The sequence below is a fragment of the Polynucleobacter sp. HIN5 genome, from assembly GCF_030297555.1.
Lineage (GTDB): Bacteria > Pseudomonadota > Gammaproteobacteria > Burkholderiales > Burkholderiaceae > Polynucleobacter.
This window is the reverse complement of record NZ_AP028136.1, coordinates 703,211-723,509: the sequence shown is the minus strand read 5'-3', so window position 1 is coordinate 723,509 and position 20,299 is coordinate 703,211. Positions and strand designations below refer to the sequence as shown.

General features: G+C 46.0%; 31 protein-coding genes and 2 pseudogenes. 13 read left to right on the top strand and 20 right to left on the bottom strand.

Annotated features, from left to right (window positions below):
- Positions 1-9 precede the first annotated feature (9 nt).
- The 3 genes from QUE61_RS03840 to hemP form a co-directional block, all read right to left on the bottom strand.
- Positions 10-2,313, bottom strand: a complete 2,304-nt coding sequence (locus QUE61_RS03840; RefSeq protein WP_286307809.1) for a TonB-dependent hemoglobin/transferrin/lactoferrin family receptor — start codon at positions 2,311-2,313, stop codon at positions 10-12.
- A gap of 140 nt (positions 2,314-2,453) precedes the next feature.
- Entirely contained in the window at positions 2,454-3,041 is a 588-nt protein-coding gene (locus QUE61_RS03835; protein ID WP_286307807.1) for an energy transducer TonB, read from the bottom strand.
- 1 nt (position 3,042) lies between these two features.
- On the bottom strand, positions 3,043-3,180 hold the full coding sequence (gene hemP / locus QUE61_RS03830; protein WP_353506499.1) for a hemin uptake protein HemP: 138 nt from the start codon (positions 3,178-3,180) through the stop codon (positions 3,043-3,045).
- Positions 3,181-3,467: 287 nt separating this feature from the next.
- On the opposite strand from hemP, the gene QUE61_RS03825 reads away from it, so the two are divergent.
- Both QUE61_RS03825 and senB read left to right on the top strand, forming a co-directional pair.
- Entirely contained in the window at positions 3,468-4,589 is a 1,122-nt protein-coding gene (locus QUE61_RS03825) for an MFS transporter (protein WP_286307806.1), read from the top strand.
- Positions 4,590-4,591: 2 nt separating this feature from the next.
- Complete coding sequence (senB, locus tag QUE61_RS03820; RefSeq protein WP_286307804.1) at positions 4,592-5,560, top strand: selenoneine biosynthesis selenosugar synthase SenB; 969 nt, start codon at positions 4,592-4,594, stop codon at positions 5,558-5,560.
- Here the strand turns inward: senB and egtD are convergent.
- The 6 genes from egtD to QUE61_RS03790 are packed head-to-tail and all read right to left on the bottom strand — an operon-like array spanning position 5,534 to position 10,587.
- On the bottom strand, positions 5,534-6,451 hold the full coding sequence (gene egtD, locus QUE61_RS03815) for an L-histidine N(alpha)-methyltransferase (RefSeq protein ID WP_286307802.1): 918 nt from the start codon (positions 6,449-6,451) through the stop codon (positions 5,534-5,536). The genes senB and egtD overlap by 27 nt on opposite strands.
- Before the next feature lie 13 nt (positions 6,452-6,464).
- Positions 6,465-7,607 carry an SUMF1/EgtB/PvdO family nonheme iron enzyme gene (locus QUE61_RS03810; RefSeq protein WP_286307800.1) on the bottom strand — a complete coding sequence of 381 codons (1,143 nt, stop codon included), beginning with the start codon at positions 7,605-7,607 and terminating at the stop codon, positions 6,465-6,467.
- A complete protein-coding gene (locus QUE61_RS03805; RefSeq protein WP_286307798.1) occupies positions 7,604-8,890 on the bottom strand; it encodes an ATP-grasp domain-containing protein in 1,287 nt (428 codons plus the stop codon). Before QUE61_RS03805 ends, QUE61_RS03810 begins: the two co-directional genes overlap by 4 nt.
- Positions 8,887-9,468 (bottom strand): SRPBCC family protein, encoded by a 582-nt coding sequence (locus QUE61_RS03800; RefSeq protein WP_286307797.1) that lies wholly within the window; start codon positions 9,466-9,468, stop codon positions 8,887-8,889. Before QUE61_RS03800 ends, QUE61_RS03805 begins: the two co-directional genes overlap by 4 nt.
- 10 nt (positions 9,469-9,478) lie before the next feature.
- Positions 9,479-10,207 (bottom strand): cytochrome c biogenesis CcdA family protein, encoded by a 729-nt coding sequence (locus QUE61_RS03795; RefSeq protein WP_286307794.1) that lies wholly within the window; start codon positions 10,205-10,207, stop codon positions 9,479-9,481.
- A complete protein-coding gene (locus QUE61_RS03790; RefSeq protein WP_286307792.1) occupies positions 10,207-10,587 on the bottom strand; it encodes a thioredoxin family protein in 381 nt (126 codons plus the stop codon). Before QUE61_RS03790 ends, QUE61_RS03795 begins: the two co-directional genes overlap by 1 nt.
- A gap of 92 nt (positions 10,588-10,679) precedes the next feature.
- On the opposite strand from QUE61_RS03790, the gene QUE61_RS03785 reads away from it, so the two are divergent.
- Positions 10,680-11,042: a DUF2784 domain-containing protein gene (locus QUE61_RS03785; RefSeq protein ID WP_286307791.1), complete on the top strand. Its 363-nt coding sequence runs from the start codon at positions 10,680-10,682 to the stop codon at positions 11,040-11,042.
- A 451-nt stretch (positions 11,043-11,493) separates the two neighbouring features.
- Here the strand turns inward: QUE61_RS03785 and QUE61_RS03780 are convergent, their stop codons facing one another.
- The 5 genes from QUE61_RS03780 to QUE61_RS03760 all read right to left on the bottom strand — a co-directional run bounded on the left by QUE61_RS03780 (position 11,494) and on the right by QUE61_RS03760 (position 13,075).
- Positions 11,494-11,769, bottom strand: a complete 276-nt coding sequence (locus QUE61_RS03780; protein ID WP_286307789.1) for a heavy-metal-associated domain-containing protein — start codon at positions 11,767-11,769, stop codon at positions 11,494-11,496.
- A 7-nt stretch (positions 11,770-11,776) separates the two neighbouring features.
- Positions 11,777-12,238, bottom strand: coding sequence for a hypothetical protein (locus QUE61_RS03775; RefSeq protein ID WP_286307787.1), 462 nt, complete (start codon positions 12,236-12,238; stop codon positions 11,777-11,779).
- A 101-nt stretch (positions 12,239-12,339) separates the two neighbouring features.
- Positions 12,340-12,669, bottom strand: coding sequence for a copper-binding protein (locus QUE61_RS03770; RefSeq protein WP_286307785.1), 330 nt, complete (start codon positions 12,667-12,669; stop codon positions 12,340-12,342).
- 98 nt (positions 12,670-12,767) lie between these two features.
- Positions 12,768-12,950 (bottom strand): hypothetical protein, encoded by a 183-nt coding sequence (locus QUE61_RS03765; protein WP_286307783.1) that lies wholly within the window; start codon positions 12,948-12,950, stop codon positions 12,768-12,770.
- The gene (locus tag QUE61_RS03760; RefSeq protein ID WP_286307780.1) at positions 12,950-13,075 is read right to left on the bottom strand and encodes a hypothetical protein; all 126 of its coding nucleotides are present in this window, start codon (positions 13,073-13,075) and stop codon (positions 12,950-12,952) included. Before QUE61_RS03760 ends, QUE61_RS03765 begins: the two co-directional genes overlap by 1 nt.
- 148 nt (positions 13,076-13,223) lie before the next feature.
- Here QUE61_RS03760 and trxC point away from each other — a divergent pair.
- Positions 13,224-13,589: pseudogene (trxC, locus tag QUE61_RS03755) on the top strand (thioredoxin TrxC); the annotation flags it as partial.
- A 4-nt stretch (positions 13,590-13,593) separates the two neighbouring features.
- On the opposite strand, the gene QUE61_RS03750 reads toward trxC, so the two are convergent.
- Positions 13,594-14,106 (bottom strand): class I SAM-dependent methyltransferase, encoded by a 513-nt coding sequence (locus QUE61_RS03750; RefSeq protein WP_286307778.1) that lies wholly within the window; start codon positions 14,104-14,106, stop codon positions 13,594-13,596.
- A gap of 200 nt (positions 14,107-14,306) precedes the next feature.
- Here QUE61_RS03750 and QUE61_RS09535 point away from each other — a divergent pair.
- The 4 genes and pseudogenes from QUE61_RS09535 (at position 14,307) to QUE61_RS09520 (ending at position 15,840) form a co-directional block, all read left to right on the top strand.
- A pseudogene (locus QUE61_RS09535) lies at positions 14,307-14,809 on the top strand (cryptochrome/photolyase family protein).
- Positions 14,799-15,302: a cryptochrome/photolyase family protein gene (locus QUE61_RS09530; RefSeq protein WP_353506497.1), complete on the top strand. Its 504-nt coding sequence runs from the start codon at positions 14,799-14,801 to the stop codon at positions 15,300-15,302. Before QUE61_RS09535 ends, QUE61_RS09530 begins: the two are co-directional and overlap by 11 nt.
- Positions 15,286-15,522: a hypothetical protein gene (locus QUE61_RS09525; RefSeq protein WP_353506496.1), complete on the top strand. Its 237-nt coding sequence runs from the start codon at positions 15,286-15,288 to the stop codon at positions 15,520-15,522. Before QUE61_RS09530 ends, QUE61_RS09525 begins: the two co-directional genes overlap by 17 nt.
- 54 nt (positions 15,523-15,576) lie before the next feature.
- Entirely contained in the window at positions 15,577-15,840 is a 264-nt protein-coding gene (locus QUE61_RS09520) for a hypothetical protein (protein WP_353506495.1), read from the top strand.
- A 64-nt stretch (positions 15,841-15,904) separates the two neighbouring features.
- Here QUE61_RS09520 and QUE61_RS03740 read toward each other — a convergent pair whose 3' ends face one another.
- Positions 15,905-16,318 carry an MEKHLA domain-containing protein gene (locus tag QUE61_RS03740; protein WP_286307776.1) on the bottom strand — a complete coding sequence of 138 codons (414 nt, stop codon included), beginning with the start codon at positions 16,316-16,318 and terminating at the stop codon, positions 15,905-15,907.
- Positions 16,319-16,326: 8 nt separating this feature from the next.
- The gene (locus tag QUE61_RS03735) at positions 16,327-16,509 is read right to left on the bottom strand and encodes a hypothetical protein (RefSeq protein WP_159074887.1); all 183 of its coding nucleotides are present in this window, start codon (positions 16,507-16,509) and stop codon (positions 16,327-16,329) included.
- Positions 16,510-16,631: 122 nt separating this feature from the next.
- Between QUE61_RS03735 and QUE61_RS03730 the strand changes: the two genes are divergently transcribed.
- Both QUE61_RS03730 and QUE61_RS03725 read left to right on the top strand, forming a co-directional pair.
- Positions 16,632-16,871: a GNAT family N-acetyltransferase gene (locus tag QUE61_RS03730; RefSeq protein WP_286307774.1), complete on the top strand. Its 240-nt coding sequence runs from the start codon at positions 16,632-16,634 to the stop codon at positions 16,869-16,871.
- Positions 16,871-17,734 (top strand): ChaN family lipoprotein, encoded by an 864-nt coding sequence (locus tag QUE61_RS03725; RefSeq protein WP_286307772.1) that lies wholly within the window; start codon positions 16,871-16,873, stop codon positions 17,732-17,734. Before QUE61_RS03730 ends, QUE61_RS03725 begins: the two co-directional genes overlap by 1 nt.
- On the opposite strand, the gene QUE61_RS03720 is transcribed toward QUE61_RS03725, so the two are convergent.
- Complete coding sequence (locus tag QUE61_RS03720) at positions 17,704-18,015, bottom strand: hypothetical protein (RefSeq protein ID WP_286307771.1); 312 nt, start codon at positions 18,013-18,015, stop codon at positions 17,704-17,706. The two genes, QUE61_RS03725 and QUE61_RS03720, sit on opposite strands and share 31 nt — an antisense overlap.
- A 103-nt stretch (positions 18,016-18,118) precedes the next feature.
- Between QUE61_RS03720 and QUE61_RS03715 the strand changes: the two genes are divergently transcribed.
- A complete protein-coding gene (locus QUE61_RS03715) occupies positions 18,119-18,256 on the top strand; it encodes a hypothetical protein (RefSeq protein WP_286307769.1) in 138 nt (45 codons plus the stop codon).
- A gap of 55 nt (positions 18,257-18,311) precedes the next feature.
- On the top strand, positions 18,312-18,911 hold the full coding sequence (locus QUE61_RS03710; RefSeq protein WP_286307767.1) for an MOSC domain-containing protein: 600 nt from the start codon (positions 18,312-18,314) through the stop codon (positions 18,909-18,911).
- Here QUE61_RS03710 and QUE61_RS03705 read toward each other — a convergent pair.
- Entirely contained in the window at positions 18,896-19,306 is a 411-nt protein-coding gene (locus QUE61_RS03705) for a thiol-disulfide oxidoreductase DCC family protein (RefSeq protein WP_286307766.1), read from the bottom strand. The two genes, QUE61_RS03710 and QUE61_RS03705, sit on opposite strands and share 16 nt — an antisense overlap.
- Before the next feature lie 36 nt (positions 19,307-19,342).
- On the opposite strand from QUE61_RS03705, the gene QUE61_RS03700 reads away from it, so the two are divergent.
- Entirely contained in the window at positions 19,343-19,642 is a 300-nt protein-coding gene (locus QUE61_RS03700; RefSeq protein WP_286307764.1) for a hypothetical protein, read from the top strand.
- 3 nt (positions 19,643-19,645) lie between these two features.
- Here the strand turns inward: QUE61_RS03700 and QUE61_RS03695 are convergent, their stop codons facing one another.
- Positions 19,646-20,287: a hypothetical protein gene (locus QUE61_RS03695; RefSeq protein ID WP_286307762.1), complete on the bottom strand. Its 642-nt coding sequence runs from the start codon at positions 20,285-20,287 to the stop codon at positions 19,646-19,648.
- Positions 20,288-20,299 lie beyond the last annotated feature (12 nt).

Here is a 20,299-nt window from a genome sequence, read left to right as displayed (position 1 = left end):
AATGCCTCCTTAAAAGTCGTAGCGAGCTGAGATTTGCCAGTTCCGCGGCGCTGCCGTGGCTGATTGCTGAGCAGCTTGGGCGTTGTACCCCGAAAATCCGCCAGCCGCCGCTCGGTTTTGAGTTAAAACAGAACCTTGAACATCCGACCAGTTCCAATAGGTGGTGTTAAAGACATTATTGAGATTGGCATTGATCGTTAGTTTTTTAAGAGGCTTCCAGTAGCCCGTCAGATTTAGAACGGTGGATGTGGGCGACAAAAATTGATTGGCTGTACCACCGGTAGCGTTATTAAAGTTCACACGATCAGCCGATTTACCCTGATTCCAAATAACATTGGCAAACGCTCCCCAAGTACTAGCGTCATACCGTAATCCTGCAATGGCGCGCAAAGGTTGAATCGTATTTAGCGGTGCTGAAATCCCATGTTGGGTTTGCTCTCCATCGCTATAGGCCATTGCTGCATTCGCCTGCCAACCATGTGCAAACGCCCAATCCGCTCGAACATCCCATCCCCAAATATTGACGTTGGATAAGTTCTGAAATTGATACAAGGTCTGAGGTGCACCACCGTTATACGAACCTAAGTAATTAACCTGAGAGATAAAGTCTTTGTAATAGTTTGTATATCCCGATACTTGATACCGAAACCGATCCAACTGACCGCGAGCACCGACCTCAAAGCCATTACCAGTTTGCGGCTTTAGATTAGGATTGGGTATGTTGGTGTAGCCACTCCCAGCAAAATAGGAAAGTGTTTGATCTGGTGTGGGCGCTGTAAATCCAGTTCCCCAGTTTACAAATGGACGAAACTCGCGAGCTATATTCCAAATAGCCCCAATTCGAGGCGAGACCGCTGATCCGGAGTTCGATGGTAATGAACCAGTAACTGGTGTAATCGAGTAACTATCATAGCGAAGTGCTGGAATCACACTCACTTGATTGAACTCCATTTCACTTTGCAAAAACGCGCCGCCTAGGTTGTACGTTGATTTGGGTGCGGGTGTAATTGAGCTTCCATTACCCGCCGCATTGAGTTGACTCGAGATGCGTGAAGAACTCCAATCAAATCCATAGGTCAGTCGCTGATTGACGATACTGGTGGTATTACTCTCTAGGTTCGTATTGATGCCGTAGGTGTCTTGGCTATAGGTGTTGTTGCGGCTGCGCCATGATGAGAGACGTGAATTGCCAACTTGCTGCTGGTAGGCATTTTGAGTGACATCTGCATCTTGGTAATACACCATGACATTAGCTTTTTGAACATACAGCGCCCCACTGTCCTTAAAGTCGTATTCACCCGAGACACGATTACGAGTTGTTTTATCTTGCATGGTGGATGTCGCGACATTGTTATAGGTAAATCCGCCGGGCCCTCCAAAGGAAATCCAGCCTCCGCCGGTTCCCAAATCCGATAAGTTATTCACGTTTTGCGTGACGTTTTGAGACTCATAGGTAATGCCCAGTTTTTGCTTGCGATCGATTTGGACAAATCCCTTAGTCAGAACATACCAATTGCTGTAATCCGCTGGATTGGGCGCCGTCCTGGTGATGCCGGTTGAGTTATTGGATCCTTGGTTTTGATATTGATGGCCAGCTTGAAAGCTTCCAAGGACCATCCCCTGCAAGTGGTCTTGAATACCACCATAGCCAAATGTCGTATTCGAAGATGTATCGACGCTCGAGTAGCCGGTACGAGCAAATCCGCCGTGAGTCTCACCCTTTTTGATGAAATCACTTGGATTAAAGGTCTGAAAGTTCACAATTCCAGCAAGGCCATCGCTACCATACTGAGTTGACGATGGGCCCCGTACCACCTCAACACGACGAAACCCATCAACATCCAGAAAGTTTCCTCGCCCGACCGATAGGGCCCCAAACGAGAAGGCATTGGGTACCCGAATCCCATCCACAAGTAGCAAAACATTATTGCCCTGCAGACCACGAATATTGATACTTTCATTTCCTGCCCGGCCCTGAGATCCTACAGCCAAACTGAAACGTTGTGTTTGCTGTGGAACCATAACATCGACGGAGTTATTAAATAGGTCTTTAATGTTCCGGTCGCCCTTTTCTTGGATTTCTTCGGCCGTTGTTACAGTGACGACATTGGATACGTTATCAACCTTACGAGGGGACCTGGTCGATGTTACGGTAACCTCTTTCAGAATGACATCCACCTCGCCCCGCTCACCACGGGATTGTTCAATGGGTCTTCCATCCTCGGTGGTCACTATCTGACTATGAGCACTCATGGCAATACTCGCCATCGTGATGGTTGCAATAGCCACAAATGGGTGTTTTCTTAGATTCATGCTCGCTAGAATTTGATGGCACTAGCTAGCGGCGGCGGGCTGTGACGTTTACATAATCATTTTTAGTTAAAACGAATCTTCACTTTAATGAGAATGATTCTCATTGTCAAGTGATATTGATAATATTCAGCGTATGGAAATTAAGTTAATACAAAGACAATCGGTAATCGATAGCAGTACGGGATAGCGGCGCCATTTTGGCGCGCCGGATGAAATTTCCAGTGCGTCACCGTATTCAAGGCTGAACGATCGAGCGCTGGATGCCCAGACGATTGAGCTAATTGCAAGCGGCTAATAGCACCATGCTCAGATACACATAATGAAAGCCATACCCTGCCCTCCTCCCCATTTTCTCGACTAGCGATTGGATACGGTGGCTTTGGATTATTGAACCTTGGGTCAGTAGCGGATGGCAAGGATATGGGTGCGGATGAAACGCTCGAGCTTCTGCTCTCCGGCTGTTGACTAGTTATGGGGACCTGGCTACTCTCCATCAGAGGCATATCCGGTTGATTCATCGGATCTTGTTTTGCATGAATTGGCGAAGTTACTTTTTTTTGAATCGTATTTGACTCGCTCTCAACCAATTGACCATAGAGGATGGCGGAAGATTCTGGCAGATGATTGCTTATGGCGGTCATCATCCATCCAATAAGTAACGCATGACCCACGCATACCACTAAAGTAATCTTGAATGATGGCGAACGCAGAAACTGCTCTGAATCCATATTACTTGGTTAAGATCAATTTACCGAATTGGGTAATCCGTAGGGTGTAGATCACTCCACGATGATTAATCTGAATCGCGCTTTCCAAACCAAACAGCTCCTCACTTCGGTATATCCGAATGTAATTTGTTTTATTCATCGTCTTTATTTTGTATGAACATAATCAAATGCTACTACAAATGAGAATGATTATCAATAACTATTCATAGTTAAATACTTCCTTTAGTCCTCTAGGTTTTTGGGTTACCGCAGGAGCGGAACTTAAATGGAGTAAGTAAGCCTTTGCGAGAGCTGCATGGCATTGAAGAAGTACCATAATAGAAGCAACTAAAGTTAGTCCTATTATTTATTCAATTGATTACTTCGACACCCTCTCGAACCATTAGCCCAAATATAGCTTCGTTATTTATTGTGATTGCGGAACTCATGGGGACTTCCTTGTGGTTCTCGATCAATGGCGTGGCTGATAATTTAATTGGTTCCTGGAATATCAATCTTGCAGGTATTGGTGTTTTGACCAATGCCGTGCAATTGGGTTTTGTAGCGGGCACCTTAGTATTTGCCTTAAGTGGTATTGCGGATCGGTTTAGACCCAGTCATCTATTTGCCGCTTGTGCCCTACTTGGGGCCCTGTTCAATACCGCATTTGCGGTATGGGCCGACAGCATCTGGATGGGCTCTGCACTGCGTTTCTTGGTTGGAATTTGTTTAGCCGGCATCTACCCCATCGGCATGAAACTCATCATGACTTGGGATCCTCAAAAGGCATCCTCGCGTATCGCGCAATTGGTTGGCATGCTCACTCTGGGAACGGCCATCCCCCATGCCACACGCTACTTCGGTGTTGATTGGCCTTGGCAAGAGGTGATTCTGTTCTCCTCCTTCCTGGCAGTCATTGCGATGGGAATTATTTTTTGGCTTGGCGACGGCCCCCACCTCAAATTAGGCACCGCCTCACGGGTCAAACTAAGTGGCTTTCGTCAGCTCTTTGCAATCCCCGAATATCGTCGATCTGCATTAGGTTATTTCGGTCATATGTGGGAACTCTATGCGTTCTGGGCGCTGGTGCCATTTCTGATTGCCAGTACGTATCCCGTTCAAAATCCTTTGAATTTATCTGGATTGGCATTTTCGGTCATCGGGGTCGGTGCGCTCGGATGTTTTCTTGGAGGGCAACTTAGCAAATCAATGGGTGGGGTCAAGGTTGCCTCAACCGCTTTAGCGCTATCGGGTATCTGCTGTCTTCTCTATCCATGGATTGCTGGGTTACCACTGTGGGCGCAAATTTTGTTTTGGCTTATTTGGGGCATGAGTGTCGTCGCTGACTCGCCACAGTTCTCGGCCCTATCGGCCCAAGCTTGCCCACCCGAAATTGTCGGTACGGCACTGACGATTCAAAATGCGATTGGCTTTACCATTACGATGATCTCAATTCAAATCAGTACCCTGGTCTTGCCCCTCGTGGATCACTACATTACCTGGTTATTACTCCCCGGCCCTGTATTAGGGCTCATTTTTCTGAATCGCATTTCAAAGAATAGGCCTTGAATATGCGCCGCATCGAAATCGTCACCCCAGCTCCCCCTGGAAGCCTCCATGGTAATCGCGTGACCGCCAAACGATGGCAAGGTTTTTTAAGACGGCTTGGTTACCGAGTCCCCATCACTGAATCCTGGTCCAGAAAAGATGCCGACCTCCTGATTACCTTGCATGCCTATCGAAGTCATGCGTCAATCAAGGCATTCAAGTTAGCGCACCCTCATCGACCTTTAATTCTGATTCTGACGGGCACCGACCTATACCGGGATATGGCAAACCACCCGGAGGTTCATGAATCGATGGCACTGGCTAATGCATTAGTGGTTTTACAGGCAGAGGCATTACAAATCATCCCCACAAAATGGCGTCATAAGGCAACGGTCATTCATCAGTCGGTACCTCAGATACCAAAGCAACAAAAGCCCAAAGGTCAATTCAGCGTGAGTGTGATTGGGCATCTTCGCCCTGAAAAAGATCCTTTTTGTATCGTTCGTGCTTTACCTCACATGCCTAGCAATAGCCAAATACGCATTCAACACTTGGGAATGGCTATGAATTTGGAAATGGAGAAAACCGCATTACAAGCCACTAAAGAATATGGTCGCTATATCTGGCATGGCATGGTGAGTCATCAGACAACACTAAAGATCCTGGCGCGCAGTCATATGATGGTTATCTCTAGTCGCATGGAAGGTGGTGCTCATGTAGTTTCTGAGGCAATTGCTGCAGGTGTTCCAGTGCTTGCCTCAAAGATAGCTGGCAATTGTGGGCTGCTGGGAAAAGATTATTTGGGATATTTTCCGGTTGGTAATGAAAAAGCCCTAACTAGACTTCTGCTCCGTGCAGAAACCGATCAATTGTTCTATAAGAAACTTCAAGAACAAGTGAAGAAGTTACAAAAGCTTGTCCAACCTAGCCATGAGCGGTCTTCTCTAGAAAAACTCGTGACCCGCTTACTTAAATTCAGCAAAACACACTAAGAAATTAGACTCTGGATCAGTCCAAGCAGTCACCTGAGTAAAACCAGCCTCCTGGATCATTTTTAGAAATGTGGCTTTGGGATATTTATAGCTATTTTCGGTATGAATCATTTCGCCCGCACGAAACTGACGGTGACCACCAGGCCAACTTACCAGCTGATCCGATTTAGCTCGAAGATGCATCTCAATACGATTAAGGGTTTGATTAAAGAACGCGTAATGCTCCCAATCTGAAATAGCAAAATTACTTCCAATCAGGTGATTAAGATGTCGCAACGCGTTCAAATTAAACGCTGCAGTCACGCTCAGAATATCGTTGTAAGCTCGCTCTAATACGTGAATGTCTTTGACTAAATCAACCCCAATGAGTAAGCCGCCGCTTCCATGACACTCCCTGGCTAAATTTGAGAACAGACGGGAGGCCTCTGGAGGGGTAAAGTTCCCAATCGATGAACCGGGATAAAAGAATAATATTCGCTGATCTTGTAAATCTGGAAATGAAAGTTCTTGGGTAATGTCCGCAGCGATCGCCCGCATATCGATCGCTGGATAATCGTGATGTAAATTAGCTAAGGCAGTCTCTAGAAAATCTGCTGAAATATCTAAAGCTCGATATTGCTTAGGCGCGATAGTTTCCAATAAGGGTCTGACCTTTTCGCAATTACCAGCCCCGAGCTCCACAATAACATCAACCGAAGCTATGGCTTGTGTAATCTGGGAAAGCTTGGATTGCATAATCCCCCGCTCTACACGGGTTGGGTAATACTCCTCAAGATGAGTAATCGCCTGAAAAAGGCTAGATCCCAGTTCGTCATAAAAATACTTTGGGGAAATTGAAGCCGGATTCGCTTGTAAGCCGTCAATAATTTCTTGGAAAATTTTACCCTTCATCACTAATGTCATATCACTCGATTGAACAGGTTCGAAATCCACAAAATATGTCTGCACGCTGGATCTCGTAAAAATTACGAAACGCCGTACGGCGTAGACGCTCTGGCGTATAAGCACTCCAACCCTTTAAGACTTGATGGCGACCATCAAACCATGGCCTCGAATAATCTCGGTATGGGTCTTCAGTAAAGCCTGGAAAGGGCTGAAATGTACTGCTACTCCACTCCCATAGGCCTGTCGATTGATAAGTATTCGCCTCACTAGAATACAAAGTCGTTAGTTCGTGCTCCGTAGGTAGTCGTCGACGACGCCACTCACAATACCTTTGAGCCTGATCATGCCGAATATGTCGCACAGGATTGTTTTCTTGCAAAATTTGCCATTGATCAAAATGGCGCTCATACCATTGCCTACCATCCTGCTTCCAATAGAAAGGGGTCCAAGCCTCTAACTGATTAGCCTGGGATTGTAAAAACTCAAGATACTCACCATTTGTCACCGGATGGGATGCGATTGAAAAAGGCTCAAGTTGAATTGGATGGACCCACTTTTCGTTATCAAAGATAAAGCCCTCATCTAATTGCGATCCAAATTGTCGAGTTTGACCAGAAAACGCAAGATCACGGATTGGAATTTGGAGGTTCGTACTTTGATGGTTTGGCATGAAGGGCTGGGGATAGCCAAGGGTTTGCCACATATAGGCAAAGGCCTCGTTATGCATATCCTGATGAAAAATTGATAGCGTAATGAAGTACAGCTGTTCATTTCTTAAAGGTCGACCCAATAGATCAGCGGTTCGCTCAAATGTCGCTTGGTTATAGGCAAAAAGTTTGTCGAGATCAGGAATCTGAAGCTCCCAGCGCGTAGCATGCGATACCAGTGATGAATTAAATAATCCATCCGCGTTAGAGAGCCAGGATTGATTAGCCTCTAATCCGGATCGATGAACCCAAAACTCATGAAACCAGCTGATATGGCCGAACTCCCAATGAGGGGGATTCAGAATTTCTTGCTGAGGAACGGATTCTTGCCCGGCTTGCAGATTTTGCAGGATATACCTGGTCAAGGAGTTTGAATCCTCAAGCCAAGTCAGCAGCGTCGCTTGACTTGGGTATGGGGTATATCGCAAGTAATCAGGAATCACGAATTGCATCATGTACCGCTTAGTTCAAATGGATAATCAAACTGCAGTGTATGGGAGATTGACTGACATCGCTCAAAAAGATCACTACGATTTATTCCACCAAGATTGAGAACGGCATACCGATAACTTCCTAGCCATTTCAACTCACGCTTTAATTGAGATCCCTTTTTGAAGTAAAGCATCAGATTGGCATCTGGATAAGGTTCCAGGGCTTGTTGGATTTGGTCTGACGTCGGAATACTTTGGACTGCAGTTTCACCAAACTTCCGAAAAACAAAGCTGGCTGCCGCTTGATATTGAGACGGCTCCTTCTCTACTTTTGGCTCTTCACCAACCGCGAGCTCAAAAAGAATATCGTATGGGTTATACCCATCTACCCGCTGGTACAAATTAACCAGCTGAGATGCCATCCGAGGATTAATTTCGATGATTTTTAGTTGATCATTACTTTTGTTATAGATGAATTCAATATTAAAGAATCCATGCTGATAATGAATCGCACCAAGAACTTTTTTAGTGATGATCTTGGCACGCTCTAAAATAGACGGCGGTAACTGTGATGGATATTCAAAACGCATGAAGGCATCGGTACCCGAATACATCACTTCATCAATCGTGCCCAGAAAATACAGTTGGCCCTGATAGCAATAGCCATCTATATTGATTTGATCCCCGGTCATGATTTCTTCAGCAAGCATGCCACTGGGATCAATCGTATGGTCGCTATAGAGGGGCATGATATCGGCAAAGGGTTTTATAAGTCGACGAATTATCCACTCCTCAAAATAGCCAAAATGGAGAAGATCGACTAATTCCGATCGCTGCTGAATGGTCTTTGCTAGTACTGAATACGTTGCTTTAATCGGCTTCACAAAAAATGGGTAAGGTAAATCGATGATTTGATCCTTTTTTAGAGGAAATGGAATTGAGACATAACGCGGGAGCGCCTCCGGAACAATCCTTTCTTGAATCATGCGGCTGTAATACTTGTGCTGACTAGCGATAATGGCTCGTGGATCATTTCCGGGTAGGCCTAAGCGCTCCGCTAGAACCGCGGCAATTAAGGCGCCATACTGCTCGTGATTACTGACAACGCCATCGATTCCAATGTTGCGGTATTTCTGTTCTAGATGACTAATGTAATTAAGGACCCGAAAATGAAGTAATCGAGCATTTTGTGGGAACTGGAATAAATCAAAGCCTTCAAAATAGAACTGGTATCTACCACTCTCTTGATATGCTTGAATCGCGAGCTGATCCCAGTCCTTCATAAATAGCACTAGGATTTTTTTCATTGGCAGCGCTCTGGTATGAAATCTTTTTTTCGATTGGCACGATTTGCCATTTTCTCAAAGCGCTGCTGGACTCGATTGTTCATGAAATGCTCAATCAAAAACATTGGGATTGATGATTCAGGTAGGATAAATGCTTGATAGGTAAATAAGGTGCCGCCCTCTTTAGGAATTAAGCGCCAACTACCACGATATTCTTTGAAGTAGCCCTTAACCTGACGAAGATCCATGCCACGTATAGGATACTCGGTGTAATCAATGATGGATTCAAATTTAGTAGTGAAGAAGAGAAATCGATCTTCTACCAATTGCTCTACCCGAATAGTCTGATCCGACAAACGAGTCATTTTTGAGGATTTAATTCCCTCGGATGGCTCATCAGAGGAAAAATCAGTTAACAACACATAGGCCTGACATTGGGTTAGGGGTGACATATAACTCCCCTGAATATCAAATCCGCCCCCAGTTTGACGAATCTCAACTGAAATCGCAGCAGCCGAGGCTAACCCAGTCCATGCAATTACGATTAAGCCTAAGCAATAGCGAATCGTTTTATTACTCATCGCAGAACCAGCATCCATTAATCTGGGTTTAGAACATCGTGGTTAAGTCTGTGAGCCATGCGGGCGAGTGCTTGAGTAGGAAGGCTTCTACAGGCTTATCTAATCCGGTTAAAACTAATCCACTAATGAGGATCAAAAATCCTCCCAAAAATTGTTTACCAAATTTACCTGCGTGGCCAAGCGTTCCCTTGGCTTTCATCAAAACATTTCTTGATAAAACACCGAGTAATGCTAACGGTAAGCCGGCCCCGAGACCAAAGACCATCATGACAAATACGATTTTCTCAAGGTCCTTACCTTGACTGGCCAAGGTAATGGCTGCCCCGAGGGTAGGCCCAACGCATGGAGTCCAAACTAAGCCGAGCAAGATGCCAATCAGAAACTGCCCAAATAAGCCATCGATGCTCACTTTGGATAGCAAGGTATTACCTGCACCACTAATACCCGACATGGCAACCGCAAACCGCTCTTGTAAATGTGTAGAAATTAAGACGACGCCAATGAGACCCATGATGATCGCTGCAAACAAACGAAATCCGTCCTGAGCAATTCCGATCGATGCCCCGAGACCAGCCAAGATAGTACCAATCACAGCAAACGATAACGTTAGGCCGCCTGCCAAAGCAAGTGGTCCGAGTCGATGCTGGTTAGTGGCCGCCCCAATAATGATGGGAATTAGGGGTAAAACACAGGGTGATAGAGTCGATAAAACGCCTGCTAGAAAAGCGAAGAGAAATGACCCGACCCCAAAATCCATTAAATCGCCTGCTTCGTTAACTTTGCAAGCGCTGACTCTTTTGTATCCCCTGTCGCGCGCGCAACTTCTTTGCCATTCTTGAAAACAATAATCGTACTTTGCGAGCGTACCTTGAGGGTTTTTAAGAGATCTTTCTGGGTATCGTATTCAAGCTGATAGAACGTAACATTTTTGTACTCTGGATTTTTCATAAACTCGGACAAAACTTTGTCTTGCGTTTTGCACGTAGAACACCAATCCGCATGGACGGAGATTACTGCTGACTTTCCTTGTTTTTCGATTTCCGCCAGCTGTGTCGCTGTCATTGGCTGACCAGCAGCAAATACACTAGTAACACTGAATACCCCAAATCCAATAAAAAACTGTAAGAATGATTTCATGAAGGAAAGCTCCTGGTGAAATAGGTCAAATAGCTATGAATTCATTCTATATCGAATCGATGACAAGGGTTGTTTTATCCTAAAATGATCGTATGGCATTCATTGCAGATCTTGTTTTGGCCTTTCACTTTGCCATCGCCCTGTTCATTACGTTGGGCTTGCTTTTCATTCCGCTTGGATTTATGTATTCCTGGCCTTGGATTCGTAACCGTCGTTTTCGTCAGATTCATGCCGGCCTCATGCTCTTTGTTGCCATCGAGGCAGTGTTTGCCGTCACCTGTCCATTAACGGTATTAGAAGCACAGCTTCGCCAAACAACCGCCCCGCAATCATTCTGGGCCTATCAGCTCAATCAATTGCTCTACTGGGATTTGCCACCTGCATTCTTCTTGGGGCTCTACCTACTCTGTAACATCTGGGTTATCTATCTGTGGAAGCGAATACCACCGATATAACACGCCCAATCTACAAAAGTGGTTGAATAAATGCAAACCAAGCCCCAATCAGTAGCAGAATTAGGCTGAACCAATAAATTCGTAAGGAATTTTTCCTGGTCTTAAGACACGCGTCTCGAAGCCTTGAATCAATGGGGCATGGCGCATTTCGGTTACGCCACTGCAAAATTCCACCGAAAACCATCAACAAAGTGCTGATTGCAAAGATAGTTTCTTTATGTTCACTAATCCATACAATTTGAGGAAAAACAGCAACCAACGAGGCCAGCGCAGCCCCAGCACCCAAGCTAACTAGTAACGCAGGAATCGCGCAGCAAATTAGCGTGCTGGAGCTTGCTAGCAAGGTTATGGCCGAGCTGATAAATCCCGATTTTGATTCCTGCAAACCATCAGTGGTCATTTCTTCTCTTTCTGCTGGGCTTTAAATTGCACAACGGTTTGTGGAATTGTTTCAATCTTCATACCACATCGTAGCCCGCGTCTTTAATTTCGGCAGAAATTCTTTCTCATTGAGTGTTTTTCCATCTTTGGGCTCAATCACTACGACCTTATTTTTGAGATCCACAAAGACTGCTTTGGTTTCACCCATCTTCGAGATACTTTTCTCAATTCCTTGGGCACAAAACGAACACACCATGCCGTTCACCGTCACCTTCATACTGGCATGTGCTGCCGATCCCAAACCCATGAGCGTAATAAATAATATGGAATAAATTGATTTCATCATAATTCTCCTAATAGTTGTACATAAAGTTAAAGCGCCATTGTCCTGATAAATTGGCGCCCGCTTCCACGAAATAACGGTTATGAATCACTCGTAACATCGGGGTAAATTCATATTGCTTGGAGACAAAGGTCATTCGCCTCGCCTCAATCACCAGCCAAGGCTGAGCCTCGTCATATTCAACTTCATAAAATGACGCGCCCAATCGTGCGGTTGTGATATTGCTCGTTGCCCCCTCTGCGGCATACACTCGGGCCGAGGCCATGGAATAAAACCGGGTAGTTTCATAATCCACCTGAATGCCCGGTGAAGCCATTGCTTTTGTTCCCACAAAGGTGTTACTGTTGTGGCGCCCAACCCACCAACAAACCAAATATTGGCTTGTGCTTCGGGCATATTCCAGCGCACGAGCTTGCGGGTAATAGACTGCCTCCGCATTTTGCTGTTTAGATACCGAGTTATCGGTCTGCATTGCACTGGTTGAGAACCGAATGCATCGTTTGCTGTAGTTGCATAATTGAGAGCAAACTCTTGGGAGTCTTCGAGAAGTCCCCCATAATCATCCAGCTGTTTTTAAAACCCCATGGGGCAGCACTTACCGGACCAGTCAATACCAACATCCCAAGCAATAAAAGTTGGGGAAGTCGATTCATTCAGCTTCTCCAGCGCAGTGACATCTAGACTGCCGCCGGCTTCCTTAAACTGAAATTGCACGCGATCCCCTGATTGATACGAATCGAGTGGAACTTCTTTAGCCACGCCAAAGCGCATAGTCATAGACGGCATTTTGATACTGGGAATCGGCTCATGCTTGAGAACAATCCGCTGCTTTGCGGTGTCCACACGAACGACTTCCGCCCCTAACCCACTCTGAGGCAGCGGCAGCCGATAAAGAAAACACACTAACGATTAGTAATAAAAGATATTTCATTTAACTCTCCAAAGTGAAAGAAACCCAAAATTTGGGCGGACTTATCCTAGGGAGTTAAAGAATCGGGGGCTTATTTTCCTAAAACAAGATCTTCACTACTAAATCTTTGAAGAACGGTAAATAAACTTTGCGTTGGTGATTCAAAGCGCAAAATAGGATTGGTGATCAAGGTAGCACCAAAGGCCATGCACAAACTGCAGGCATAACAACTCGCTTGATTGCTTTCAGTGCTCTGATCATCAGCATTTTGCACTACCTCTTGGTGGCAAGGATGATGAGCATCTTGGGAGGAATCACTGTATTACCAAACTGTAAAGCCTCTTTTTGCAAACTCATATCCACTACCGCCCACGATTGAATGGGTAGAATGGCAACCAAAGAAGTAATGTTAATTTTTTTAACATGATTTAATCCTATCACCCTTCAGAAAAATTTGCTTAGTCTTGATCGTTAGGGAGCAAACTAAATGCTGATTCAATGCCCGTCTTGTACAAATTAAACCGTCTACCCCCTTCAAAAAGCGGCTAGCAAGCCTATTTGTGGCAGTTGCCAGCATGATTTACTCTCAGCCCCAGTCGAGGCGAATGCGGGCGACTTTGGAGAACTCATTCACCAAACCCAGATACCAGTCTTAGTAGACTTCTGGGCACCATGGTGCGGCCCCTGCAAAATGTTTGCGCCCACCTTCGCCCAGCTTGCCAAGAAATACACCAATCAAGTTTTGTTTGTGAAACTCAATACCGAGGAAGAGCAAGGTATTGCCGCTCAGTTTGGGATTCGGTCTATCCCCACCCTCGCATTCTTTAGGGGCGGTCAAGAAACCAATCGAGTCAGCGGCGCATTAGGGCACGGGGATCTGGATCGCTACATCCAACATCAATTGGCCGTGTGAGATCTCAGCGTTTGCGAGCGACGACGCCCATGAGGGCAGACATGCCACGGTGTCCCTCACCCTCATGGATTTCTGCTTCGTATTCTTGCCAATCGCAGATTTCCATTCCTCTTAAGAGATCCTGAATTAATTCAGTGGTGTAGAGATGATCAATACTCGGTGGGCCACCCGTCTTGTACTCCAATTGCTTGGGCGTATACCCTTGAAGAATTAAATATCCACCGGGTTTTAGGGATTGGCGTATGTGGGCAAAGAGGTCAACACGCATATTGGGGGTCGCAAACTGAATAAATATGGCTGCAATGAGATCGTAATGATTGGGTTTCCATTCCCAAGAGTGGGTACTGGCAACACTTAAGGCAACCGATACCTGTTCCTGATTTGCTAACTCCTTTGCTTTTTCTATGGCTACTGGCGATATATCAAAGGCCTCGACAGCCATCCCCTGCTTTGCTAACCACACACTATTGCGTCCCTCACCATCAGCGACACATAGGGCATTAATACCCGGCTTCATATACTTGGATGCTTGATTCTTTAAATATGCATTTGGCTCTTTACCAAACACATACTCAGATTGAGAAAACGTTTATCCCAGAATTGGGCTGCGTCTTTACTGAAATCAATACTCGTCATCGCATTAACAATAAGTTATCAATCTTTCAAGGATAATTGATCTCATGATTAACGTATCTTAATATCTGTGATTTAAAAGCCATGCGGAACCTTATCCTCGTTCTTGGCGACCAGCTCAACCGGGATGCGAGCGCATTTGACGGCTTTGATGTGAAGCAGGATGCGGTGTGGATGGCAGAAGTGGATGAAGAATCCACCCACATTTGGTCCTCAAAGCAACGGATTGCGTTATTTATTAGTGCGATGCGGCATTTTGCACATTCGCTGCATCAGGAAAAGATTAGCCTGTACTACAGCAAGCTCGATGATCCTAGCAATACCAAACGCTTGAGGGTGAGCTTTTAAAGGTTATTGGCCAATCTAAGCCAAACCGTTTGCTCATGACCGCCCCCGGAGATTGGCGGGTTCTCGAGAAAATCAAACAGCTGTCATTGCAAACCGGCATTGAACTTGAAATCCGTGAGGATCGGTATTTTTTCTCGACCGTGCGCGAGTTTTTTGACATGCCAAAGGTCGTAAGCAACTACGGTTGGAGTATTGGTATCGCGAGCTTCGGAAAAAGCATAGCGTGCTATGGATGGTGATGCACCTGTTGGGGGAGAATGGAACTTTGATTCCGAGAATCGTTCCTCCTTTGGCAAAGAGGGTCCCCCACCCATACACCGCCACTGCGTCTCAAGCCCGATCGCATTCACCCAAGAGGTGATTCAACTAGTTGAGAGTCGCTTTGCATCCCATCCAGGTTCTGTTGCCGCAAGCACCTCTGGCTTTGGCTGGCCGGTCGATCGGCATGATGCTCTGCGTGTCTTGGCTGACTTTATTCAAAATCGTCTTCCAAAATTTGGTTTGTACCAAGACGCGATGTGGACTAATGAGCCATGGTTATTTCATTCGCATATCGCAAGTGCCCTAAATCTCAAGTTGCTATCGGCTCAAGAGGTAGTGGCTGCCGCAGAACAATCCTATCGTCAAGGTCGGGCACCGATTGCCGCGGTTGAGGGCTTTGTTCGTCAAATCTTAGGGCTGGCGCGAATATGTTCGCGGTATCTATTGGATGAATATGCCAAAGTACCTTGAACTCAATGCGTTAAGGGCTAATCAACCGCTACCCGCATTCTTCTGGGACGGTAATACCCAAATGCATTGTTTATCGCAAACGATTACTCAGAGTTTGCGTACGGGCTATGCACACCATATTCAACGCCTGATGGTTACCGGTCTCTACGCCCTACTTCTTGGTGTCAAGCCCAAAGGAGATTCATGCGTGGTATCTAAGTATGTATGTGGATGCCGTTGAGTGGGTTGAGCTGCCTAATGTCATTGGCATGAGTCAGTTTGCTGATGGAGGTTAATGGCGAGTAAGCCTTACATTGCGACTGGCAAATACATTGATCGCATGAGTAACTATTGCAAGCACTGTGCATTTAAGCCCGATCAATCCACTGGTCCCAACGCCTGTCCATTTACCACGCTGTATTGGGATTTTCTGATTCGTCATGAAAGCGCCATGAGTAAGAATCCGCGCATGCTGATGCAGGTTCGCAATCTCGCACGCATGACGGATGAAGCCAAATTGGCAATTCAGGATCAAGCCTCGGAACTGCGCGATCCTTAGGCTGGTAAATAATCCCAGTGATCAAACGAGCAGCTTGACCCCACCCGTACACCATTCGTATCGATTAAATTCCATACCGTTGCATTGCGGATCCAAACCGTTGACCAGTTTTGGATATCCGAATTCCGGAGTAATCATCGATAAAACCAAACTGTTGCACGCGCTGCAATAAGGATTGGCGCTCTTCTTGTAAGACCGGCTCTGCCGACTGGCGTGATGGAATCGATGTGATTTCAGCCCAAGTCATTTCAAATGCATTCTGAGCCATCCGATTGGCGTAGGCAAAAATTGGGTCTGCGCGCGTATCATGCGCCACTACCGCAAAAGGGGCTTCATAAAGCATTTGCGCTATATTCATTGAGCTGGTTAATTGAATGCAAGACTTGCCTAGAAAATGCTGATAACTATCTAATATCAACTGAGCCTCGATGGGCATAAATTGATTATTTGGGCCCGGCTCAATGCGTGAGAACGGCATGCCAAGCCTTATCGGCCTAGCAATGAAATAATTTTGTAGCGACCGTCACTACTCATTACTTTTAAGGTGTATTCCTCAATGAAAACAGCATCACTGAGTTTTGGGAAGTAAAACTCAAAGGACTTCCCTTTCGGTTCGTCTGCAACGTAGACCAGCTCTTTGACGGGATCGATTTTTATTATTCGGTACATAAATGCTAGGCAATACAAATTGGCTTGCAATACTAGAATTCAAAACTAAACATAAAATATCCAGATTCATTCTACAGGCGATTTAGGAAATAATGCAATCAGTCAATCTTATGGACTACTCGATGGAAGTTGAGCAACAAACGATCTGGATTAAAAACCCAAACACCACGATCGCTTACTGCCGGTATTCCAATAACGGTGTTATTGAGTACATCTATGTTCAACCCATGTACCGCTTAATGGGGTTTGGACGCAAGCTAGTCCAGGAAGTCCAACGAATAACTGGTCAAGTCGGCGTCCCTCATCAGCCTGTTTCGCCGATGGGGCAACGTTTTTTTGCTGCGCTTAAGAAATATTCTTAATGAGTACCATTAATAAAATTTATCTAGGCTGCTACCTTCTCCTTGTGAGCATTACTGCGACTGCAAACTCAATTATTGATCTTCGCAGTCAAACCCCCGTTAATCAAGAACAGTTGGCTACTCATCTGATCAGCGCTGACTATGTTTTGTTGGGTGAGTTACACGATAACCCCCATCACCATGAAGCACGCGGTCAATTGATCGCTGCAATTACTAGCAAAAAATATGCAGCGGTTGTTGAGTATCTGCCAACCGGTCCATTAGTCCGATTAACTGGATCGACTCTGCAGTCGCTGGAGCAAGCAGGGTTCTCCCCAAAAGCGTGGCCATGGAAGCTCTATCAACCCCTATTTGAAGCGATTCGGGTATCTGGCTTACCGCTCTATGGCTCCAATCTAGATCGTTCAATTTCTAAAACCATCTTCTCTGGTGGGTCCATCCCGGCTGCGATGGAATCGGATTACCAAAAAAGTGCTTTGACAGGTGAGGCAAAACGCAGTCTGGAGAACGATTTGATCGACGGGCATTGTGGCAAGCTTCCCACCCAGTATTTAGAACCCATGTTTCGGGTGCAGCGCTTGACGGACATCTCGATGGCGCAGGTCATGATGCGCCATTCCCCTGCAATTCTGTTTGCCGGTAATGGCCATGTTCGCAATGATTATGGGGTGCCCCAAGTTTTAAGGTCTCTTGAGCCCTCTAAGAAACGTGTGAGTGTTGGTTTTGTTGAAGAGGATCGACGTAACCCTAAAGCACTGGCGGAGCTAGCCAAACTCTATGATTTTGTTTGGATTAGCCCCAGCATCGAACGTGCCGACCCCTGCGCTACCCTTCATTTTGGTAAATCCGAATCCTCTAGGTAGTACGCATCGGCAACAAATGCTGGGCCTTTCATTAAATACACGATAAAGGCACATAAAGCGGCAATGAAAAGCATCGTCCAGAAGAAGATGAGTCCCGCTATTAAATAGAGCTCCCAGAGCCTGGATGATCCGCTAGGCTCTATGCCGTATTGCAAAATGGCAAGCGGTATAACAAATATGCAGGTGCCATAGAACATCAGCTTTGGCGTAAAGCGCAAAATGACCCACTCAAAGCCAGGCGGTTCTCGACGTGTTGGGGGAAGCCTCTTTAACCAGTTCATCGTTTGATCTTAATCGATCGCCCTTGAATTTTCACGGGCAGAGCCCTATATTCCTTTCGCAGGACTTTTCCTGACTTTTTTAATCATCAATAAAGGAGTCTTTATGTCAAATTCCAATCAAGCGAATGTGCGTTATTCCATCGCCGATTGCAAAGCGTCACTCGACAAAAATAATCACCATCCGCACTATAACCATAGCATTCGCGAGTGCGATCAATCGATTCGCGCCGAGAAGAAGTAAGTCAATCCCTGTGGCCCCGAGTTTGAGCTTGGGGCTTTCTTCGGCATAATGGCTTATGACAATTCGTCTAGAAACCATTAGTGCTGGGCTGGTAAAACCCCTGTGGGTTCGTGACGGGGAGGACCTCCGTACGGTCATATCGGCCATCAACAAAACTCCAGTTAGTACCATCATTCAACCCCAAGCAATTGAAGTGACTGCAACTGGGGTCTTTGGTGATGAGCAAGCCGATCCTCAAGTTCATGGTGGGACTGAAAAAGCCCTTTATATGTATCCGCAAGAGCATTATCCCTTTTGGTCCTCACTACTCTCTGAGGCCAAAGGCCAATCCATCCATTTAGAGCATGGTTACCTGGGCGAGAACCTAACCATTAGTGGGCTTACTGAGCATGATGTCTACGTTGGTGATCGCCTTCGCATTGGAGCCATTGAATGTGGTGTTACAAAATTACGCGAGCCCTGCTATAAGTTCACAGCGAAGACCGGGGTTGCAAGTGTAGCTAAGGCAATGATCCAAGGCGCTCGCAGCGGTTGGTACCTTCGCGTACTGCAGGGAGGACGCATTCAAGCGGGTGATACCATCAGGGTCATTCCTGGGCCTCGCGAATGCTCAATCGCCCAACAAAATCATGCGCTACGTCATCGGGGTGATTGAGTCATCCGTTTGACCAGTTTTAATGCGAAGGGTCCGATGGCACCTGATATCGCATGGCGATTCTTTGCAAAAATTCGATATGCAAGATTCAAGATGGGTCTCAGTATTTTTCTTGAAAATAACCAAGCCAAAATGGGTAAATTAGCACGCCGATAAGCCTCTGCAAAGACAGGGACTCCACGAATCGGGGCCTGCCCCTCAATTTGCCCAACCATCTGATCAAGCGCCGCCTGGCACGAAACGCCGACGCGCTCTGGGTTGAATGCACTGCTGTTGACATCGACAAATTGAAGCAATTGCTGTTGATTGCGGGTTTGCAAATAAAGAATCTCTGCCTGACACAGTGGACAGGCACCATCATAGAAGAGGGTCAGCGGCAATAGGGTTTGGCTCATACAATAGTTTTAATGTAATTATCGATTTTCCTGTAAATGCGCATTTTTTACTTTCTTCCCCTAGTTCTTCTACTTTCGGCATGCGGCCAAGCCGACTACACCACCTGGAACTGCATTCCCGAAAATGACTCCAGCAAAAAGGTGGTCATGGTCTTGCAGCAATCGACCATGAAATTTGGCGATCAACAGTTACGCTTTTGTGGCAGTCTTGGGCTAATCAGCTACTTTGATGAGAGCTGCAAGGTCGGCGACGTCAAGGCATCGATCGCGCAACTAATTCAGAGCGAATCGCGCTTAGCCATTGGCTCCGAGCAGTATCGCTGTGAAAAGCTCTAGGCTTTAATCGGAGCGCTTTAGCAAGATCTGCGCAGTCATCTTTCCGGCAAACACTAAGTCCATCTCCAGGCCATCATTAGCAGACTTAATATCAACGCCATCTTGAGTGGCTGGTTTGGTTTCTTGAACGGCAAGCAGTTTATCTGGCCAAGAGAACTTCATGTTTGCGGTCATGGGTAAATAGCCATCAAAGAGTCTGCGCATCAAAGGGCCAGCATTGAGTTGATAGAGGCCATTACCGAGTGAGTCCAACGCCTTGGACTGCAAATCAATGCAAATCGATCCTCCTTTTTGCACCTCACTGAGGGTGACGCGATTGTCTTTGACTTCGGCCATCGCAATACCATCCATGGTCCGAACTTGAATATCTCGGATACGGTCCTTATTAAACAAAATGATCACTTTGCGAATCGGATCCAATTTTTTGTGGCAAGTCTGGATTTGCACTAAGCCAGAATCAAGACTGGTCTCTAGAATAGTTACCTTCGATTCGTAGGTATATGAGTTCGGATCAGGCTTGGTTTTGAGAAACCGAATCTGCCCTTCACCAACTACATCCGCAAGACCGGCTGCCGATACGCTGATGGGTAAAACAAAAAGGCACACCGCTAAGTGTGTGCCCCATTGAGTCGCGGTTGATCGCATTCGATCAAACTA

What these genes read in the sequence shown, in the direction of transcription:
- QUE61_RS03710 (WP_286307767.1), top strand. Translation starts at nt 18,312, where the DNA reads ATGACAATTCGTCTAGAAACCATTAGTGCTGGGCTGGTAAAACCCCTG.
- QUE61_RS03790 (WP_286307792.1), bottom strand. Translation starts at nt 10,587, where the DNA reads ATGAAATCATTCTTACAGTTTTTTATTGGATTTGGGGTATTCAGTGTT.
- QUE61_RS03785 (WP_286307791.1), top strand. Translation starts at nt 10,680, where the DNA reads ATGGCATTCATTGCAGATCTTGTTTTGGCCTTTCACTTTGCCATCGCC.
- QUE61_RS03840 (WP_286307809.1), bottom strand. Translation starts at nt 2,313, where the DNA reads ATGAATCTAAGAAAACACCCATTTGTGGCTATTGCAACCATCACGATG.
- egtD (WP_286307802.1), bottom strand. Translation starts at nt 6,451, where the DNA reads ATGAAGGGTAAAATTTTCCAAGAAATTATTGACGGCTTACAAGCGAAT.
- hemP (WP_353506499.1), bottom strand. Translation starts at nt 3,180, where the DNA reads ATGAATAAAACAAATTACATTCGGATATACCGAAGTGAGGAGCTGTTT.
- QUE61_RS03810 (WP_286307800.1), bottom strand. Translation starts at nt 7,607, where the DNA reads ATGATGCAATTCGTGATTCCTGATTACTTGCGATATACCCCATACCCA.
- QUE61_RS03740 (WP_286307776.1), bottom strand. Translation starts at nt 16,318, where the DNA reads ATGCCGTTCTCACGCATTGAGCCGGGCCCAAATAATCAATTTATGCCC.
- QUE61_RS03730 (WP_286307774.1), top strand. Translation starts at nt 16,632, where the DNA reads ATGGAAGTTGAGCAACAAACGATCTGGATTAAAAACCCAAACACCACG.
- QUE61_RS03825 (WP_286307806.1), top strand. Translation starts at nt 3,468, where the DNA reads ATGGGGACTTCCTTGTGGTTCTCGATCAATGGCGTGGCTGATAATTTA.
- QUE61_RS03795 (WP_286307794.1), bottom strand. Translation starts at nt 10,207, where the DNA reads ATGGATTTTGGGGTCGGGTCATTTCTCTTCGCTTTTCTAGCAGGCGTT.
- QUE61_RS03715 (WP_286307769.1), top strand. Translation starts at nt 18,119, where the DNA reads ATGTCAAATTCCAATCAAGCGAATGTGCGTTATTCCATCGCCGATTGC.
- QUE61_RS03700 (WP_286307764.1), top strand. Translation starts at nt 19,343, where the DNA reads ATGCGCATTTTTTACTTTCTTCCCCTAGTTCTTCTACTTTCGGCATGC.
- senB (WP_286307804.1), top strand. Translation starts at nt 4,592, where the DNA reads ATGCGCCGCATCGAAATCGTCACCCCAGCTCCCCCTGGAAGCCTCCAT.
- QUE61_RS03705 (WP_286307766.1), bottom strand. Translation starts at nt 19,306, where the DNA reads ATGAGCCAAACCCTATTGCCGCTGACCCTCTTCTATGATGGTGCCTGT.
- QUE61_RS03735 (WP_159074887.1), bottom strand. Translation starts at nt 16,509, where the DNA reads ATGTACCGAATAATAAAAATCGATCCCGTCAAAGAGCTGGTCTACGTT.
- QUE61_RS03720 (WP_286307771.1), bottom strand. Translation starts at nt 18,015, where the DNA reads ATGAACTGGTTAAAGAGGCTTCCCCCAACACGTCGAGAACCGCCTGGC.
- QUE61_RS09530 (WP_353506497.1), top strand. Translation starts at nt 14,799, where the DNA reads ATGGATGGTGATGCACCTGTTGGGGGAGAATGGAACTTTGATTCCGAG.
- QUE61_RS09520 (WP_353506495.1), top strand. Translation starts at nt 15,577, where the DNA reads ATGGCGAGTAAGCCTTACATTGCGACTGGCAAATACATTGATCGCATG.
- QUE61_RS09525 (WP_353506496.1), top strand. Translation starts at nt 15,286, where the DNA reads ATGCCAAAGTACCTTGAACTCAATGCGTTAAGGGCTAATCAACCGCTA.
- QUE61_RS03775 (WP_286307787.1), bottom strand. Translation starts at nt 12,238, where the DNA reads ATGCAGACCGATAACTCGGTATCTAAACAGCAAAATGCGGAGGCAGTC.
- QUE61_RS03780 (WP_286307789.1), bottom strand. Translation starts at nt 11,769, where the DNA reads ATGATGAAATCAATTTATTCCATATTATTTATTACGCTCATGGGTTTG.
- QUE61_RS03695 (WP_286307762.1), bottom strand. Translation starts at nt 20,287, where the DNA reads ATGCGATCAACCGCGACTCAATGGGGCACACACTTAGCGGTGTGCCTT.
- QUE61_RS03750 (WP_286307778.1), bottom strand. Translation starts at nt 14,106, where the DNA reads ATGAAGCCGGGTATTAATGCCCTATGTGTCGCTGATGGTGAGGGACGC.
- QUE61_RS03835 (WP_286307807.1), bottom strand. Translation starts at nt 3,041, where the DNA reads ATGGATTCAGAGCAGTTTCTGCGTTCGCCATCATTCAAGATTACTTTA.
- QUE61_RS03725 (WP_286307772.1), top strand. Translation starts at nt 16,871, where the DNA reads ATGAGTACCATTAATAAAATTTATCTAGGCTGCTACCTTCTCCTTGTG.
- QUE61_RS03800 (WP_286307797.1), bottom strand. Translation starts at nt 9,468, where the DNA reads ATGGATGCTGGTTCTGCGATGAGTAATAAAACGATTCGCTATTGCTTA.
- QUE61_RS03805 (WP_286307798.1), bottom strand. Translation starts at nt 8,890, where the DNA reads ATGAAAAAAATCCTAGTGCTATTTATGAAGGACTGGGATCAGCTCGCG.